The following is a 17,078-nucleotide window of genomic DNA, read 5'->3' on the forward strand; positions in this document are numbered from 1 at the left end:
GACGGGATGCCGGCAAAGACGATCCTCAGTCGCCCGGTCTATGGAACCCTGTCGCCCCAGACCGGCAAGAACCATCTCTTCGTCGCGGACGCCGAAGGTGCGTCCGCGATCCTCGACCTGGCGAAGAAAGCTCCGGACGGCTTCTTCGCCAGCACACACATCATGTTCATTCCGGAAACGAGCCGAAGCCAGTTCCAGGCTTCGCTCAAGGCCCTGAAGCCTGCGCAATTCTACGAGGGCCCCTCGATCGCGGCAGCCCTGCCCCGTCTCAGGCAAACGCTAGCCAATGCGCATATGGGACTGAGGCTCTATCTCGCCGGCACCGAAGGGTTGATCGGCCAGGCCATGCAGGTGGCGCTGGAAGCCGGCATCGACCATTCCTCGATCCAGACCGAGCATCGCGGTTCCTGGGCGCGCCGAGTACAGTGCGTGCACTGCAAAGGCGTCACCGAGAACGTCACCACGCAGCCCGCCACCTGCGCGCATTGTGGCCTGCTGCTTCTGGTGCGCGATCATTATTCGCGTCGTCTTGCTGCCTTCCAGGGCGTCTGCATCAATGCCGAGGATCCGAGCGAGATCCCTCAGAAAGAGGAGATTTTCCGGTGAGCGCGGGAACAACCAAACTGAACGTCACCGTGACCGATGTGGTCGCGGTCAACGAACTGGTGAAGCGTTTCCATTTCGAGCGTACCGATGGCGGCGACCTGCCGACCTTTTCCGGCGGCGCCCATGTCGTGGTGGAGATGCGCGACGGCGACAGGTCCAGGCTCAATCCCTATTCGCTGATGAGTTCGCCCCACAACACGCGCGACTACACGATCAGCGTGCGCCGCGACGATTCCGGCCGCGGCGGCTCGCTGTTCATGCACAACCGCGTCAAGCGCGGCATGGAGATGGTGATCTCCTATCCGGTCAACCTGTTCTCGCTCGACCTGAGGGCCAGGAAACATTTGCTGCTGGCTGGCGGCATCGGCATCACACCGTTCATGGCCCAGACCGCGCAGCTCGCCGCCGAAGGTGGCAATTTCGAACTGCACTACACCTGCCGCACACCGGCGCTCGGCACCTATGCCGATGTGCTGCGCGATCGCTACGGCAAGCGGGTCAACATCTATTACGATGACACCAACGAGCGCCTTCCGCTCGAACGCCTGCTGACCTCGCAGCCGCTCGGCACCCATCTCTACGTCTGCGGTCCCGCCGGCATGATCCGCTGGGTGCGCGAAACGGCAGCGGCGCATGGCTGGCCGGACGAAACCGTTCACTACGAACATTTCGCCGCGCCGCAGCCGGGTCTGCCCTTCGACGTCACGCTGGCGCTCAGCAAGATGCAGATCAGCGTCGGCGAGGAACAGAGCCTGCTCGAGGCAATGGAAGCGGCCGGCATCGACCCGCCCTATCTGTGCCGCGGCGGCGTCTGCGGTCAGTGCGAGACCAATGTCGTCTCCCATGACGGCACCTTCAAACACAACGACCACTGGCTGACCGAGGCCGAGCATTGTTCGGGCAAGAAGATCATGCCTTGCGTTTCACGCTTCGAGGGCAAGTCCCTGGTGCTGGAGCGCTAGCCCAGAGCAATTCCGGTGTGCGTCCGGACTTGCGTAAACACAAAGAGTTGGAACCACGGGGAGGAACCTATGGGCATCAATTTCAGGCAGGAAACGTTCCGGGACGACTTCACCTTCAGGAACAGTCCGGAATTCATCCGGCGGTTTCCCTTCCCATTCCATGAAGACGCCTACATGTATGCGGTCAACATCGAACCGCATGTGCCGGGCCCGAAAGGCACCGTGCTCGAAAACCTCATCGACGTCGACGAACACTATGTCTCCGAGATGCAGGACCGCGCCAAGGTGCTCGCCGAGGACCCGCTGCGCTGCCAGTCGCTGCCGCACATGACGCTGGCCGGCTGGGACCTGCTCGAACTTCTGATGACCGAGCAGGCCAAGGGTTATCCGGAGCACTTTACGCTCACCCGCGACGGCGATCGCTGGCGCTGGATCAACCGGCCGCTCGGCGTCGACGACAGCTTCACCTTCGGCGATCTTTCCACCCTGCCCTACGGGCCGATGGAATACATCACGCGTCAGAGCCAGGGCGACTTCTGCATCCTCGACCAGCGCGACGGCAACCTCTGGATGGATGCCGGCACGGTCACCACCCAGGCCGACTGGTCGCTCGACTTCGACATCGGCATGAACTTCTTCGAATGGCACGCGCCGGTGCCGCTGGCCCATGAAAAGGGCATCTTCACGCGGGCGCTGAAGTTCCTCACCAACATCCAGCAGGGCAAGCCGGCACGGCGGCTCAACTGGACGATGACGATCAACCCGCGGCTCGACACCAGCCCCGAGAATTACCACAAATGGGGACCTGACCGCACCACCGTCACGCCAGACAATGTCGGCGACAAGGTGCATCTGCGTGTCGAACTGCAGAGCTTCTGGCGCCTGCCGCGCTCCAACGCGCTGGTCTTCCCGATCCGCTGCTATCTGATCAAGATGGAGGAACTGGTGACCGTGCCGAAATGGGCGCGCCGCTTCCACCGCGTCCTGCGCGACCTGCCGAACGAACTGGTCGAATACAAGGGTCTCACCCGCTATCGTCCGACCACCCTCGAATGGCTGTCGCAATATGACGACGGAACCCCCACCTCGCCTGGTTTCGCCCCGGACTAGTTCGGTGTGACAACCCTCAGCCGGGCAGGACAATAGCGCGCCGAAAGGCGCGCTATTCGTTTCCGGAACCCTGCCGGTAGGAGATGATCGAGAGATAGCGGATCGGCAGTTTCGTCAGTTCGTCCGGCCCATGCGGGGCGTCGGCGTCAAAGAACAGGCTGTCGCCGGGCAGCATCCGGAAGAGATTGCTGCCGTGGCGATAAACCACCTCGCCCTCCAGCATATAGAGGAATTCCATGCCATCGTGCTGGAAGGCCGGGAAGACATCGGAATCTTCCGTCAGCGTGATGAGATAGGGCTCAACCGTCACACCCGCTGTATTCGAACTGATATAACCAAGCAGATTGTACTGGTGACCGGCGCGGGTACCACGCCTTTCAACATCGACACCTTCGCCGGCTTTCACGAAGACGGCGTTGCGGTCTTCCTCGAAACGGCGGAAGAAAGAACTGAGTGGCACGCCAAGCGCGCGTGACAAGGCCTGCAAGGTCGTCAGCGAAGGTGATGTAATACCGTTTTCGATCTTCGACAGCATACCAAGCGAGATATTGGTCGTCGCAGCGAGATCAGCGACGGTTATGCCGAGTTTCTTGCGGAAGGCGCGCACTTCGTGGCCGATGGCAACTTCCAGAACCTTTTCGCGCGTATCACGGACCGCGTGCGGGTCCTGATGCAGCGGCGCCGCCTTGGTCTGCGTGGAAGACGTTATCGTCTTGGACGCCTTCGTCGCCTTGACGGCAGCGCTGACGCCCTTACCGTCCTTGACCGACTTGTCCATTATATACCCCCGAAACTTCGCATGTTCACCATAGGTAAACATATTCACCCTTTGGTTCAAGTCCAAAGGCTGAACACAGCGAAGTGTACGGAGACCGGAGAAAACCAATCCGTCTGGATCGAGCAATCAGCGAAGGATTTGCGCGGTTGATCTCATTGTCGGGAATCGCCGTCAGACGACGCGATCCGGAATGGCCTCCCCTGCAAAGAAGGCGGTTATGTTGTCGATCACCTTCATCCCCATCGCGACGCGGGTTTCTTCGGTGGCGCTGCCGAGATGCGGCAACAGCACCGTGTTTTCCAGTTTGATCAGCCGCTCCGGTACCTGCGGTTCCTGGGCAAAGACATCGAGCCCCGCGCCCGCGATGACGCCGCGCTCCAGCGCATCGGCAAGTGCTGTCTCGTCGACCACGTCGCCGCGCGCCGTGTTGATCAGGAAAGCGCTCTTCTTCATGCGTGAAAGCCGCTCGGCATTGATCAGGTTGCGGTTTTCAGCGCCGCCAGGGCAATGAAGCGACACGAAATCGGCCTGCTCCAGCACCGCTTCGATCGAGGGCAACTGCGTCGCGCCCATCGCGCGCGTCTCTTCGTCGTCGACGCGCGAGCGATTGAAGAAGATCACCTGCATGCCGAAGCCGAAATGCGCGCGACGCGCCATCGCCTTGCCGATGCGGCCCATACCGATGATGCCGATCGTCTTGCCCGTCACCTTGGCGCCGATCATGTGCGTCGGGCACCAGCCCTTCCATTCGCCGGCGCGCAGCTGGCGTTCGCCCTCGCCAGTGCGGCGCGCGACCGCGAGCAACAGGCTCATCGCGATATCGGCAGTGCAATCGGTCAACACGCCCGGCGTGTTGGTCACCACGACGCCAAGCCGCTTCGCGGCCTCGACATCGATATGGCTGAAACCCACACCAAAATTACCGATAATCCTGGCACGCGGCTGTTCGGCCGGAAAAATCTCGGCCGGCAGCTTGTCGCTCACCGTCGGCAGCACGGCATCGAAGTCGAGCATGGCTGCCTTGAGTTGCTCCGCCGTCAACGGGATATCGCTCGCGTTGAGGGTGGTGTCGAAACGCTCGGAAAGCACCTTTTCAACGGCGGCCGGCCACTTCCGGGTCACGATAACGCGTGGCTTCATCCTAAGCTCCTGCATGGTCGGGGCGGCACCGGAACCGGCGCTGCCCCTTCAAGACGACTGTCTCGATTTGTTTAGGCTGCTTTGCGCTGCTCGGCCAGTACGCCCGCAACGGTCGGCCCGAACGAGGCTGGGGTCTGAACGATCGTCACGCCGGCGTCGCGCAGGATCTCGACCTTCTCCTGTGCCGACTCGCCGAACGCCGAGATGATGGCGCCGGCATGGCCCATGCGCTTGCCCTTCGGCGCCGAAAGACCGGCAATGTAGGCGATCAGCGGCTTCTTCATATTGGTCTTTGCCCACTCGGCGGCTTCAGCCTCCTGCGGCCCGCCGATCTCGCCGATCATCACCACCGCGTCGGTTTCATCGTCGTTCTCGAACAGTTCGAGGATATCCTTGAACGACGAGCCATTGATCGGATCGCCGCCGATGCCGACGCTGGTCGACACACCGATACCCAGCGCCTTCATCTGCGAAGCCGCTTCATATCCAAGCGTGCCTGAGCGACCAACGATGCCGACACGGCCAGGCAGGTAGATCGATCCCGGCATGATGCCCATCAGCGCCTGCCCCGGGGTGATGACGCCGGCGCAGTTCGGGCCGATCAGCGTCATGCGGTCCTCGCGGCGGTAGCGCAGCATGTAGCGCTTCACCCGCATCATATCCTGCGAAGGAATGCCGTCGGTGATGCAGACGCAGAGCTTGATGCCGGCATCCGCCGCTTCCATGATCGAGTCGGCCGCAAAGGGTGGCGGCACGAACACGATGCTGGCCTCGGCGCCGGTCTCGCGCACCGCGCCCTTGACCGTGTTGAACACCGGAATGCCCTGTTGTGACTGGCCGCCTTTGCCCGGCGTCACGCCGCCGACGACATTGGTGCCGTAGCGCTTCATGTCCTCGGCGTGGAAGGAACCGATCTTGCCGGTGAGCCCCTGGACGATGACTTTCGTATTGCGGTTGAGCAGAACTGACATTTTCGTCCTCCCTCAGCTGGCTTTCTTGAGCGCCGACTGGCGCATCGCGGCAACTGCCTTGTCGGCAGCTTCGGCAAGCGTATCGGCGACGATGATCGACTGGCCCGACGCGCTCAGGATGCGGCGTCCTTCCTCGACATTGGTGCCGGCCAGTCGCACCACAAGGGGCACGTTGACACCGACTTCGTGGATCGCCTTCAGCACGCCCTCCGCCACCCAGTCGCAGCGGTTGATGCCGGCGAAGATGTTGACCAGGATTGTCTCGACGTTCTTGTCGGCAAGCACGGCACGGAAGGCCTTGGCCACGCGCTCCGGCGAGGCGCCGCCGCCGATGTCGAGGAAATTGGCCGGTTCACCGCCGGCGATCTTGATCATGTCCATCGTTGCCATGGCGAGGCCGGCGCCGTTGATGATGCAGCCGATATTGCCTTCCAGCCCGACATAGGAGAGGCCACGGTCGCTGGCGAAGGTTTCGCGCGGATCTTCCTGCGATTTGTCGCGCAGTTCCGAAATCTCGGGCCGGCGGAACAGCGCGTTCTCGTCGAAGGACATCTTGGCGTCGAGCGCCATCAGATTGCCTTCACGCGTCACCACCAGCGGATTGATCTCCAGCATCGAGGCATCATAGTCGCGGAACACCTGGTAGCAGCCCATGATGGTGTCGGTCGCCTTGCCGATCAGGCTGTTCTCCAGTCCGAGCCCGAACGCGATCTCGCGCGCCTGGAACTGCTGCATGCCGACGCCCGGATCGACGATGGCGCGGATGATCGAATCCGGCTGGCGTTCGGCGATCTCCTCGATCTCCATGCCGCCCGATGCCGAAGCCACGATCATCACGCGTTCGGCTTTGCGGTCGAGCACGAAGCCGAGATAGATCTCCTGACGGATGTCGACGGTTTCCTCGATGTAGAGGCGCGACACCAGCTTGCCGCGCGGGCCGGTCTGATGCGTCACCAGCTTGCGCCCGAGCATCGCCTCCGCCGCGTCGGACACTTCCTTGTCGGACTTGCAGATGCGGATGCCGCCGGCCTTGCCGCGCGCACCGGAATGGATCTGAGCCTTCACCACCCATTTGTCGCCGCCGATCTCGCGCGTGCGATAGGCTGCCTGTTCAGGGCTGTAGGCCAGCCCGCCGCGCGGAATGTGCACCGAATGGCGTGAAAGCAGTTCCTTGGCCTGGTATTCATGAATATCCATGTCGAACCCTCCTCAGTTCGGTAAAGCCTGGCGCGAACGCGCCGACTGCTCGATTGCGTCGTGGGTCACCAGGACGTTGCGGGCCATGCGCTCGGAAGCGGCGTCGATCATCTTGCCGTCCAGCGCGGCAGCGCCCTTGCCCTGCTCTTCCGCTTCCTTCAGCACTTCGATGATGCGCCTGGCGCGGGTGACCTCTTTTTCGGGCGGCGAGAACACCGCATTGGCAAGCTCGATCTGTGAAGGATGGATTGCCCACTTGCCTTCGATGCCGAGTGCCGCCGCACGGCGGGCGGCTGCCATGTACCCTTCCGGATCGGAGAAATCGCCGAACGGGCCGTCGATGGCGCGCAATCCGTATGCGCGGCAGGCGACCGTCATGCGCGACAGTGCGAAATGCCACTGGTCACCCGGATAGTCGGGATTGAGGCCGCCGATGTTGACGGTGCGCGCCTTGCAGCTTGCGGCATAGTCGGCAACGCCGAAATGCAAGGCTTCCAGACGTCCGCCGAAGGCGGCGATCGCCTCGACATTGGCCATGCCGAGCGCCGTTTCAATCAAAGCTTCCAGGCCGACACGAGTCTTGTAGCCCCTGGCCATCTCGATCTGGTTGACCATCGCCTCGACCATGTAGAGGTCGGCCGGCACGCCGACCTTAGGCACCAGGATCGTATCCAACCGGTCACCGGCCTGCTCCATGATGTCGACGACGTCGCGGTACATGTAGTGCGTGTCGAGCCCGTTGATGCGCACCGACACAGTCTTGCCCTTGGCGCGCCAGTCGACGTCGTTCAGCGCCTCGATGATGTTGCGGCGCGCCCGCTCCTTGTCTGGCGGCGCCACCGCGTCCTCGATGTCGAGGAAGATGAAGTCGGCAGCACTTGCCGCCGCCTTGCTGATCATGTCCGGATTGGAGCCCGGTACCGCAAGTTCGGAGCGCTGCAGCCGCAACTTGCGCAGATGGTTGATCGTGTGGCTCATCCCAGATCCTCCCCGGCCGCTCAGGCCGCCTCGGCGACAGTGACCGGCTCGGCCAGGCGGAAATGTTCGAGTGCCGCTCCAACGCCGGATCCCGGTGCAACCTTCACGCCGCAGTCGCGCAACGCCATTTCGGCGGCCGAAAGTGCCCCACAGACCATCACCTCGTTCAGCCAGCCGAGATGGCCGATACGGAACACCTTGCCAGCGACCTTGTTCAGGCCGACGCCCAGTGACGTCTGGTATTTGTGGTAGGCGCGCTTCACGACTTCGGCACTGTCGATGCCTTCCGGCACATAAACCGCGCTCACAGTGTCGGAATGCCATTTGCGCTCCTTGGCGCAGAGCTTGAGGCCCCACGCATCGACCGCCTTGCGCACGCCTTCGGCCAGGTGATGATGGCGGGCGAAGATCGCCTCCAGCCCTTCCGCTTCGATCAGGTCCAGCGACACACGCAGGCCACGCAGCAGCTGGGTCGCTGGCGTATAGGGGAAGAAGCCGGTGTCGTTGGCGCGGATCATGTCCTCGAAGGAGAAATAGCAGCGCCGTCCTTTCGCCGTCTTGGCGGCGGCGAGCGCCTTCTGGCTGACCGACAGGAAACCGAGACCTGCCGGCAGCATGAAGCCCTTCTGCGAACCGCTGACCGCGCAATCGACGCCCCACTCTTCCTGGCGGAAGTCGATCGAGCCGATCGATGACACACCATCGACGAAGAGCAACGCCGGATGACCCGCGGCATCGAGCGCCTTGCGCACGCCGGCGACATCGCTGGTGACGCCCGTCGCGGTCTCATTGTGAGTGCAGAAGACTGCCTTGATGCGATGTTCCTTGTCGGCAGCAAGCCGCTCGGCATAGATCTCGACCGGCACGCCGGTGCCCCATTCCGCGTCGACGACATCGACGTTGAGTTCCAGCCGCTCGGCCATGTCGACCCACAGATGCGAGAACTGACCGAAACGCGACATCAGCACGCGGTCGCCAGGGCTCAGCGTGTTGGTGATGGCCGATTCCCAGGCACCGGTACCGGACGACGGATAGATGAAGACGCGACCGCTCTCGTTCTTGAACACCCGCTTCAAACCGTCAAACAGGCCGAGCGTCAGCTGCGGAAAGGTCGACGCGCGCATATCCTCCATGGCCAGGTTCATGGCCTGGCGGACGGCCTCCGGGACGTTGGTCGGTCCGGGGACAAAGAGATGCGTGAAACCAGCCATGATGATCCTCCCGATCTGTCTGCGCCGGTTTCAAAGGGACCGGCGGGCATTCGGCGATCTCCGCCGTGGGAAGAATAATCTTTTCCCGAGCAACGCCTCACAACACCTGCCAAGGTGGAACCTTCCGCCATCAAGCGTCGGACCAAACCTGCCTGCCGGGTAGGCGGCACCCCACCCCGGATAGGCAAAGCACCACCCGAAACGCGTGTCAGTCGAAAGACACAAAAACGGCGGACCGAGGCCCGCCGTTCGTGACTGAGGAGTCCGTCATGTGTTGAGATTCAAGCCAGGGCGAGCCGAAAATGGTGGTTTTCGAGAACCGGAGCGGAGCGTACGTTAGGTACGTGAGCACCGGAAGCGCAGAAAACCGCCATTTGCAGGCCGGCCTTGCTTGAATATCAGCACATGCTCAGTCGATGTCGAAGGAGACGCCCTGTGCGAGTGGCAGTGCCTTGGAGTAGTTCACGGTGTTGGTGGCACGACGCATATAGGCCTTCCACGCATCCGAACCGCTCTCACGGCCGCCACCGGTCTCCTTCTCGCCACCGAACGCTCCGCCGATCTCGGCGCCCGACGTGCCGATGTTGACGTTGGCAATGCCGCAGTCAGAACCGTCGGCGCTCAGGAACCGTTCCGATTCCTGCAGGTCGCGCGTGAAGATCGATGACGACAGTCCGGCTCCAACCGCATTGTGCAGGTCGAGAACGCTGTCGAAGTCGGAGTACTTCATCACATAGAGGATCGGCGCGAAGGTCTCTTCCAGAACCGGACCCGCCTGCTTCGGCATCTCCACCAGCGCCGGACGCACGTAATAGGCATCGCCGTGGCCATTCTCGACACGGGCACCGCCGGTGACCGTGCCGCCATGCTTGCCGGCCTCACTCAGTGCCTTCTGCATGTTGTCGAAGGCTGCCTTGTCGATCAGCGGGCCGACCAGCGAGGCGGTCTCCAGCGGATTGCCGACCGAGACGCTCTCATAGGCCTTCTTCAGGCGCGGCACGAGCTGGTCATAGACGCTCTCATGCACGAACAGGCGACGCAGTGTGGTGCAGCGCTGGCCGGCCGTGCCCATGGCGCCGAAGGCAATGGCGCGCAGCGCCATGTCGAGATCGGCACTCGGGCAGACGATGCCGGCATTGTTGCCGCCGAGTTCCAGCACGGCACGGGCGAAACGCCTGGCCAGGCGCGGACCGACCTCACGACCCATGCGGGTCGAGCCGGTGGCCGAGACCAGCGGCACCTTGGCATGATCGACCAGCACTTCGCCGATCTCACGCTCGCCGATCAGCACCGGCGCCAGATTGGCCGGGGCATCGGTACCGAAGCGCTTGACGGCGCGGGCGAAGATCGCCTCGCAGGCGAGCGCCGTCAGCGGCGTCTTTTCCGAAGGCTTCCACACCACCGCATCACCGCAGACCAGGGCCAGTGCGGCATTCCACGACCACACCGCGACGGGGAAGTTGAAGGCCGAGATGACACCGACGACGCCGAGCGGATGCCAGGTTTCCATCATGCGATGGCCGGGACGTTCGGTGGCGATGGTCAGGCCATACAATTGACGCGACAGACCGACGGCGAAATCGCAGATGTCGATCATTTCCTGGACTTCGCCGAGACCTTCGGACGGGATCTTGCCGACCTCAATCGACACCAGGCGGCCGAGCTCGGCCTTGTGGGCACGCAGTTCCTCGCCCAGCAGGCGCACCAGTTCGCCGCGCCTGGGACCCGGCACCAGGCGCCAGGCCTTGAAGGCTTCATGAGCGGCATCGATCACCTTGTTGGCCTCGGCTGCCGAAACCGTCTTCAGCGCTGCCAGTTGCTCACCCGTCACCGGGCTGCGCACGACCAGATCGCCACCCGAAAGCACGTCCTTGGCAACGCCAAGCTTGCCAAGAAGATCCGCAGTTTCCTTCGCTATCGTCATCGTCTTCCCTTTCGACTGTGTGCTGATATGGCGACAGCCGGAGCCATCCGCCACCCCACCGCCCGTCGCGCGGGCCTTTGGCGTGGCATTACCCGTTTCGCGCCAAATCCGCCACCCCGGCATGGTCCAAGCCGGTGGCGTTGGCCGTTGATCCAGACGGAAGAAGAGCAATTCGCGGCCGCGATCTAGCCAGCTTTTTCGGACTTGCCTTGTGTGGCCTCAGCCTTGAGCCGATCGATATGCATGCGGATATGCGCTGCCTCGGCAGCGGTGTTGGCGAGCGCGATCGCCCTGTCGAAGGCGACACGCGCTTCATCGTTGCGGCCGAGTTTCATCAGCAGCCCGCCCTTCAGGCCATGGAAGTGGAAGTAGCCGGAAAGCCGCTCCGCCAGCGGTTCGATCATGGCGAGCGCCTCTTCCGGCCCGCGCACCTTGGATACCGCAACCGCGCGGTTCAGCGTCACCACTGGCGACGGCTGCATACGTTCCAGCAGGCTGTAGAGCAGATCGATCTCCTGCCAGTCGGTATCTTCGGCCTTGGCCGCGCGGGCATGCAGAGCCGCAATCGCGGCCTGGACCTGGTAGGAGCCCGGTTTGCGATGGCGCAAAGCCTTGTCGACGAGTGCCAGCCCCTCCTCGATCATCTTGCCACTCCAGAGCGCCCGGTTCTGGTCTTCGAGCAGCACGATTTCACCGTTGGCATCGAAGCGAGCCGGCGCCCGCGCGTGCTGCAGCAGCATCAGCGCCAGGAGACCCATGACTTCCGCTTCCGTCTGGAAAAGCCTGAGCAACAGCCGGCCAAGCCGGATCGCTTCCTCGCAGAGCGGTTCCCGCACCTTGGCTTCGCCGCTGTTGGTGGAATAGCCTTCGTTGAAGACCAGGTAGACCATCGCCATGACGGCGGCGAGTCGTTCAGACCGCTCGACCGCTCCCGGCGTCTCGAACGGCACGCCGGCATCTGCGATACGCGCCTTGGCGCGAGTGATGCGCTGCTCCATGGCGCTTTCGCCGACCAGGAAGGCGCGGGCGATCTGCTTGACCGAAAGGCCGGAAACAATGCGCAGCGCCACGGCGATCTGCTGCGTGGGTGGCAGGTCCGGATGGCAGCAGATGAACAGCAGCCGCAGGATGTCGTCGCGGTAATGCGCGCCATCCAGCCGCTCGGCGATGTCGGACTCGGCATCTTCCAGATCCGATACCTGGTCCTCGTCCGGCATCGCCGTCTGTTTGCTTCTCTTGCGCACCGCATCGATGCCGCTGTTGCGGCCGACGAAGATCAGCCAGGCAGCCGGATCGCGCGGGGGCCCGTTCTGTGGCCAGTTCTTCAAGGCGCGCAGGCATGCGTCCTGGAACGCTTCTTCCGCGGTATCGAGATCGCGGAAGTAGCGCAGCAACGCCCCCATGGCCTGTGGCCGCGCGGCGCTGATGACATTGCTGATCCAGGACAGGTCGCTCATGGGTTTACCGTTGCAGGACTGAATATGGAAATGGGCCGGATCTCATAGGAGCCGCCACTGGGATTGACCTCGGAGAGTTCGCGGGCGAACTGCAGGGCTTCGTCGAGATTTTCGACATCGATCGTGTAGAAGCCGAGAAACTGTTCCTTGGTTTCGGCAAACGGCCCGTCGATGACGAGGGATTCACCCTTCACCTTGCGCAGTGTCGTCGCGGCGGTCGTCGGCAACAGCCGCGCCACAGGGCCAAGTTTGCCGGCTTTTGCGTATCTTTCCTGGATCTCGATCAGCTTGCCGATGATCGCGTCGTCCTGCTCCTTGGTCCAGGAACCGACGACATCTTCGGAGGCATAGCAAAGAACGGCATAAAGCATGGATGACCCTTTCACTCTCCGGAACGTTTCCGATTTTTCACGGAAACGCGGTACGCAATACCGGACGGAAAGCTGCTACGCATCTTTCCTGGAATTGCTTCAAGGACGAAAGAGTTAGGCGCTTCCCGACACCACGTCGATAAAAAATCTGCGATTTTTTCTTCAGACGAAACGACGGCGTTTCAGGCCACCGGAACGACGTCCACGGCCTGCGCACCAGCCTGCCCGCCTGCCGTCTTGAGCACACCGACGATCGGCGCGACGTCGCTGTAGTCGCGGCCGAAGCCGACCGTGATATGGTCGTTGGAGGCACGTATGCCGTTGGTCGGATCAAACTCCTGCCAGCCGGCCTCGCGCCCGCACCATACCCGAACCCAGGCATGCATGGCATCCGCACCTTCCAGTCGCTCCTGGCCGGCAGGCGGAATGGTGCGCAGGAACCCACTCACATAGCCCGCTGGAATGCCCAGGCCGCGCAGGCCGGAGATCATCACATGCGAGAAGTCCTGGCAGACACCACGCTTCAGCGCGAAAGCATCGGAGGCCCGCGTCTGCACATCGGTCGCGGCACCGTCGTAGATGAAATCGTGCCGGATGCGCTTGCATATCTCGGCCGCGATCGCGGCCACCGAACCGTCACCGCTTTCGCGGGCATAAGCGGTGATGGCGGGATCGGAATCCGCGAAATCGGTGGGGGCAAGAAAATGATGCGGTGAATCAGGATCGAGAGAACGCACGGCGGCGATTTCGCGGGCAAGCCCGGCTATGTCTGGCGACACATCAAGCCCGGTTTCAGCCCGCGTCACCGAAACACGCGCGCTCATGCGCACATCAAGCGTGCGGTGAGCTTCGCGGAACGCGATGGCCGTCACGCTCGAGCCGAAAAAATCCTGGAAGTCCGAACGTTCGCCGGGAACTGGCGAAAACGACAACGATGCCGCCACGACGCGCTGGCTGCTGCCGAGATTGACCGGCAACACCCGCACCAGATGACGTCCGCCGCCGACGGCGGTTTCGTAGTCGTAGTGCAGGTTGAGGCGGATGTCGTAGAGCATTCCCGCGCCTTAGCTGAAATAAGCCTTGGCAAGGCTGCCATAGAGCCCGCCGATTTCTTCCGCAAGCGTGTCAAGCGCCACGGTCGTCATGTCCGACGGCTCCTTGACCGCCAGCGCTGTGTTGAGCTTGAGGATGTTCTTGGCTGCCGGCGACAGGTGGCTGCTGCCGTTCTCGCCCGGCAACAACCCTATCTCCACCTTCAACCGCTCGATCTGGAAAAAGATCGAGCGAGGATTGAGCGGATCGAGCACCAGGAGATCCACGACGGTGCTGCACCCCGCCTGCACGGGATATTGCCTGCGATGGGTCATGACGCTGTCGCCGATCTCCAGCATCATGTCGAGCGCCCCCTCCGGCGCATCCGCCCGCGTCAACCGCGCCAGCACGCGTGCCGTCTGGATGCCGCGTTCCAGCCTTCGTCCGATCTCCAGGAACCGCCAGCCGGTGAAGCGGTACATGTTTTCGTGCAGCAGCCCCGAAAAGCCCGCCAGTTTGCGCAGGATCACCGTCATGGCACGCGTGGCATCGTCGCCACGCGAAACCGTCTTCTCGAACAGATGCAATGTCTTCGACAGATCTTTCAGTGCCAGCCAGCCGTCGGGCGAGAACCGGTCGCGCACCTGGCCAGCGCTGTAGACGGCGCTGTCCATCATATCGAGCAGTCCCTGCGGCACCGGATCGGTGACGTCGATGCCAAGTGGATCGAGATAGGCGCGCAACTCGGCAAGCAACGGCATTGCGGGATCCGATGTTTCGGCCAGTCGCACATGGTAAGCACGCAGGATACGAGCTGTATCTTCAGCCCGCTCGATGTAGCGGCCGAGCCACATCAGGTTTTCCGCGGCCCGGCTCGGCAAGCTGCCGGGCAGGGTGCGGTCGAAAGCCTCGCTGTCGCGCGGAAACAGTGTCTCGCGCTCAACCGGCCTGTCGCTGACCACCCAGACATCGGCGGCCTGGCCGCCGCGTTGCATGGCGATCGCCGTCGGATCGAGTGAGAAACCGACGCGCGCGAAGCCGCCCGGCATCACGGTCCAGCCATCCGGCGTGCGCGCCAGATAGACGCGAAGACTGGCCGGTCGCGGCTCCAGCCGACCATCGGTATAGACGGGCGTGGTCGACAGCGTTACCGCTTCCTGCCCGACAAAAGCGCTGCCGTCGGCTTCGATGCGCGCGATCAGCTCTGCCCGCGCTTCCGCAGACAGGGAGGCTCCCAGCACACTGGCGCCGTCATCCTCGAAGGCCAGACGGGTGGACAGTGCCGGCCCCACCACCGTTCTGTCGAGATTGGCCAGCACGTGCTTGCGTTCGGTCTCTTGACCGCACCACCACGTCGCAACGCTGGGCAGGAGAAGATCTTCCTTGCACAGTTGCTGGCTGATCTGCGGCAGGAACGCGAGCAGCGCGCGCATCTCAAGCAGGCCCGAACCCAGTCCGTTGACCGCCGCTACGGCCCCCTGGCGTACCGCCTCGACCAGTCCTGGCGTGCCTATCTGGGAATCCGTCCGCAATTCCAGCGGATCGGCGAAAGCGGCATCGAGGCGCCGCCACAGCACCGAGATCGGCACCAGGCCGGCGACGGTGCGAACCATCAACCGCCCTTTGGAGACGACGAGATCCTCGCCTTCGAGCAGCATGATGCCGAGATAGCGCGCGATATAAGCGTGTTCGTAATAGGTCTCGTTGAGCGGTCCAGGCGTCAGGATGGCGACACGGCCGCGCGACGCCGCTGCCGCCGAATTCAGGGCATCGCGGAAACGGCGGAAGAACCCGGCCAGGCGGTGCACATGCAATTCGCCGTAGAGCTCGGACAGCGCGCGCGTGGTGGCAACGCGGTTTTCCAGCGCGAAGCCGGCACCCGACGGTGCCTGCATGCGATCACCCAGCACCCACCAGCGCCCGTCCGGCCCGCGGCCAAGCTCGAAGGCACAGAAATGCAGGAAATGACCGCCCGCCGGCAAGGTCCCGACCAGGGGACGCAGATATTCCGGGCTACCGGCAATAAGGCCAGGCGGCAGCAATCCACCTTCCACCAGCCTGTTCGGCCCATAGATATCGGCCGCGATCCGTTCGAACAGATCGGCACGCTGGATCAGACCGGCACTGATGGCCGACCATTCCTTCTCGTCGATCAGCAATGGCACATGTGCCAGTGGCCAGGCGCGTTCATTGGCTCCGGCATTGTCGTAAACGCGGTAGTAGACCCCGGCATCGCGCAGATATTGGTCCGCCCGGGCAAATCGCTGCCCCAGTCTTTCGGGGCCAAGTGCCTCGAGCGAAGCAATGAACTGTTTCCACAGAGGACGCGGATTGCCAGCGGCATCGACCATCTCGTCGACGACGCCATCGATCGGCCGGTAATGTTCCAGCAGGCCGCGCGCCTGTCCGGCATGCTCCGATCGTTGCTGATTCCCGCTCGCCATGGCTGATCTAGAACGTTGCTTGTGGCCCGAGGTCAAGTCTTGTCCGCACCGCCGCCCTGTATGCATTCCTGCTTATCAAGCGATACCAGGCCTCAACGATGCGGCAACTGTCGCCTTTCATTTGCCCGTCTCCTTGTGTAAAGCGATGCCAGCAAACTCCCAAGATGGGCAAAAGCCATGGACAAGTTCACCAAGCTCACCGGCGTCGCCGCTCCCCTGCCGATCGTCAATGTCGATACCGACATGATCATCCCGAAGGATTATCTGAAGACGATCAAGCGCACCGGACTTGGCAAAGGACTTTTTGCCGAGATGCGCTTCAATGAGGACGGTTCCGAGAACCCGGATTTCGTGCTGAACAAGCCAGCTTACCGCAAGGCGCAGATCCTGGTTGCCGGCGACAATTTCGGCTGCGGCTCCAGCCGCGAACACGCCCCCTGGGCGCTGCTCGACTTCGGCATCCGTTGTGTGATCTCGACCTCTTTTGCCGACATCTTCTACAACAACTGCTTCAAGAACGGCATTCTGCCGATCACCGTCAGCCAGGAAGATCTCGACAAGCTGATGGACGATGCCGAGCGCGGCGCCAACGCCACGCTCTCGGTCGACCTCGAAGCCAAGGAAATCCGCGGCCCGGACGGCGGCGTCGTCACCTTCGACCTCGACGATTTCAAGCGCCACTGCCTGCTCAATGGCCTCGATGATATCGGACTGACCATGGAAAAGTCCGGCGCCATCGCCAGCTTCGAAAAGCGCAACGCCGAGCAGCGCCCCTGGGCCTGAATCTGTAGAGCATGATCCCGCAGCGAAAGTCAGCAGCAAAAAGCTGCTGACTTGTCGGATAAGATTCTGTTCTACTTCAAGAAATAGAGCGGAATACAGATGTATTGTCCGCTG

General features: G+C 62.7%; 15 protein-coding genes. 4 read left to right on the plus strand and 11 right to left on the minus strand.

The window, feature by feature from the left end; genetic code table 11:
* The first annotated feature begins 6 nt into the window (after positions 1-6).
* The 3 genes from AC3WTO_RS18060 to AC3WTO_RS18070 all read left to right on the plus strand — a co-directional run bounded on the left by AC3WTO_RS18060 (position 7) and on the right by AC3WTO_RS18070 (position 2,678).
* Positions 7-606 carry a dimethylamine monooxygenase subunit DmmA family protein gene (locus tag AC3WTO_RS18060; protein WP_492462136.1) on the plus strand — a complete coding sequence of 200 codons (600 nt, stop codon included), beginning with the start codon at positions 7-9 and terminating at the stop codon, positions 604-606.
* Entirely contained in the window at positions 603-1,568 is a 966-nt protein-coding gene (locus AC3WTO_RS18065) for a PDR/VanB family oxidoreductase (RefSeq protein WP_492462137.1), read from the plus strand. The genes AC3WTO_RS18060 and AC3WTO_RS18065 overlap by 4 nt, the downstream gene beginning before the upstream one ends.
* Positions 1,569-1,637: 69 nt before the next feature.
* On the plus strand, positions 1,638-2,678 hold the full coding sequence (locus AC3WTO_RS18070) for a heme-dependent oxidative N-demethylase family protein (RefSeq protein WP_492462138.1): 1,041 nt from the start codon (positions 1,638-1,640) through the stop codon (positions 2,676-2,678).
* Between the two features lie 52 nt (positions 2,679-2,730).
* On the opposite strand, the gene AC3WTO_RS18075 is transcribed toward AC3WTO_RS18070, so the two are convergent.
* The 11 genes from AC3WTO_RS18075 to AC3WTO_RS18125 form a co-directional block, all read right to left on the minus strand.
* Positions 2,731-3,456 (minus strand): helix-turn-helix domain-containing protein, encoded by a 726-nt coding sequence (locus AC3WTO_RS18075; protein ID WP_492462139.1) that lies wholly within the window; start codon positions 3,454-3,456, stop codon positions 2,731-2,733.
* A 171-nt stretch (positions 3,457-3,627) separates the two neighbouring features.
* Positions 3,628-4,596: a 2-hydroxyacid dehydrogenase gene (locus AC3WTO_RS18080; RefSeq protein ID WP_492462140.1), complete on the minus strand. Its 969-nt coding sequence runs from the start codon at positions 4,594-4,596 to the stop codon at positions 3,628-3,630.
* A gap of 71 nt (positions 4,597-4,667) precedes the next feature.
* On the minus strand, positions 4,668-5,567 hold the full coding sequence (sucD, locus tag AC3WTO_RS18085; RefSeq protein ID WP_492462141.1) for a succinate--CoA ligase subunit alpha: 900 nt from the start codon (positions 5,565-5,567) through the stop codon (positions 4,668-4,670).
* Positions 5,568-5,579: 12 nt separating this feature from the next.
* Complete coding sequence (locus tag AC3WTO_RS18090) at positions 5,580-6,764, minus strand: malate--CoA ligase subunit beta (RefSeq protein ID WP_492462142.1); 1,185 nt, start codon at positions 6,762-6,764, stop codon at positions 5,580-5,582.
* Between the two features lie 12 nt (positions 6,765-6,776).
* Positions 6,777-7,742, minus strand: coding sequence for an HpcH/HpaI aldolase/citrate lyase family protein (locus AC3WTO_RS18095; protein WP_492462143.1), 966 nt, complete (start codon positions 7,740-7,742; stop codon positions 6,777-6,779).
* A gap of 20 nt (positions 7,743-7,762) precedes the next feature.
* Positions 7,763-8,953: an aminotransferase class V-fold PLP-dependent enzyme gene (locus AC3WTO_RS18100; protein ID WP_492462144.1), complete on the minus strand. Its 1,191-nt coding sequence runs from the start codon at positions 8,951-8,953 to the stop codon at positions 7,763-7,765.
* 409 nt (positions 8,954-9,362) lie between these two features.
* Positions 9,363-10,877 carry an L-piperidine-6-carboxylate dehydrogenase gene (gene amaB, locus AC3WTO_RS18105; RefSeq protein WP_492462145.1) on the minus strand — a complete coding sequence of 505 codons (1,515 nt, stop codon included), beginning with the start codon at positions 10,875-10,877 and terminating at the stop codon, positions 9,363-9,365.
* Between the two features lie 185 nt (positions 10,878-11,062).
* Positions 11,063-12,334, minus strand: a complete 1,272-nt coding sequence (locus AC3WTO_RS18110) for an RNA polymerase sigma factor (protein WP_492462146.1) — start codon at positions 12,332-12,334, stop codon at positions 11,063-11,065.
* Positions 12,331-12,705: a YciI family protein gene (locus AC3WTO_RS18115; protein WP_492462147.1), complete on the minus strand. Its 375-nt coding sequence runs from the start codon at positions 12,703-12,705 to the stop codon at positions 12,331-12,333. Before AC3WTO_RS18115 ends, AC3WTO_RS18110 begins: the two co-directional genes overlap by 4 nt.
* A gap of 182 nt (positions 12,706-12,887) precedes the next feature.
* Entirely contained in the window at positions 12,888-13,760 is an 873-nt protein-coding gene (locus AC3WTO_RS18120) for a transglutaminase family protein (protein ID WP_492462148.1), read from the minus strand.
* A gap of 9 nt (positions 13,761-13,769) precedes the next feature.
* Entirely contained in the window at positions 13,770-16,181 is a 2,412-nt protein-coding gene (locus AC3WTO_RS18125; RefSeq protein ID WP_492462149.1) for a circularly permuted type 2 ATP-grasp protein, read from the minus strand.
* 177 nt (positions 16,182-16,358) lie between these two features.
* On the opposite strand from AC3WTO_RS18125, the gene leuD reads away from it, so the two are divergent.
* The gene (leuD, locus tag AC3WTO_RS18130) at positions 16,359-16,964 is read left to right on the plus strand and encodes a 3-isopropylmalate dehydratase small subunit (RefSeq protein WP_054308507.1); all 606 of its coding nucleotides are present in this window, start codon (positions 16,359-16,361) and stop codon (positions 16,962-16,964) included.
* Positions 16,965-17,078 lie beyond the last annotated feature (114 nt).

It is taken from the genome of Mesorhizobium sp. EU05-FHT14A09 (assembly GCF_058790995.1).

Excerpts from the sequence above, each read along its gene's own strand:
- AC3WTO_RS18060 (WP_492462136.1), top strand. The coding sequence starts at position 7 with ATGCCGGCAAAGACGATCCTCAGTCGCCCGGTCTATGGAACCCTGTCG.
- AC3WTO_RS18070 (WP_492462138.1), top strand. The coding sequence starts at position 1,638 with ATGGGCATCAATTTCAGGCAGGAAACGTTCCGGGACGACTTCACCTTC.
- AC3WTO_RS18075 (WP_492462139.1), bottom strand. The coding sequence starts at position 3,456 with ATGGACAAGTCGGTCAAGGACGGTAAGGGCGTCAGCGCTGCCGTCAAG.
- AC3WTO_RS18080 (WP_492462140.1), bottom strand. The coding sequence starts at position 4,596 with ATGAAGCCACGCGTTATCGTGACCCGGAAGTGGCCGGCCGCCGTTGAA.
- sucD (WP_492462141.1), bottom strand. The coding sequence starts at position 5,567 with ATGTCAGTTCTGCTCAACCGCAATACGAAAGTCATCGTCCAGGGGCTC.
- AC3WTO_RS18090 (WP_492462142.1), bottom strand. The coding sequence starts at position 6,764 with ATGGATATTCATGAATACCAGGCCAAGGAACTGCTTTCACGCCATTCG.
- AC3WTO_RS18095 (WP_492462143.1), bottom strand. The coding sequence starts at position 7,742 with ATGAGCCACACGATCAACCATCTGCGCAAGTTGCGGCTGCAGCGCTCC.
- AC3WTO_RS18100 (WP_492462144.1), bottom strand. The coding sequence starts at position 8,953 with ATGGCTGGTTTCACGCATCTCTTTGTCCCCGGACCGACCAACGTCCCG.
- amaB (WP_492462145.1), bottom strand. The coding sequence starts at position 10,877 with ATGACGATAGCGAAGGAAACTGCGGATCTTCTTGGCAAGCTTGGCGTT.
- AC3WTO_RS18110 (WP_492462146.1), bottom strand. The coding sequence starts at position 12,334 with ATGAGCGACCTGTCCTGGATCAGCAATGTCATCAGCGCCGCGCGGCCA.
- AC3WTO_RS18115 (WP_492462147.1), bottom strand. The coding sequence starts at position 12,705 with ATGCTTTATGCCGTTCTTTGCTATGCCTCCGAAGATGTCGTCGGTTCC.
- AC3WTO_RS18120 (WP_492462148.1), bottom strand. The coding sequence starts at position 13,760 with ATGCTCTACGACATCCGCCTCAACCTGCACTACGACTACGAAACCGCC.
- AC3WTO_RS18125 (WP_492462149.1), bottom strand. The coding sequence starts at position 16,181 with ATGGCGAGCGGGAATCAGCAACGATCGGAGCATGCCGGACAGGCGCGC.
- leuD (WP_054308507.1), top strand. The coding sequence starts at position 16,359 with ATGGACAAGTTCACCAAGCTCACCGGCGTCGCCGCTCCCCTGCCGATC.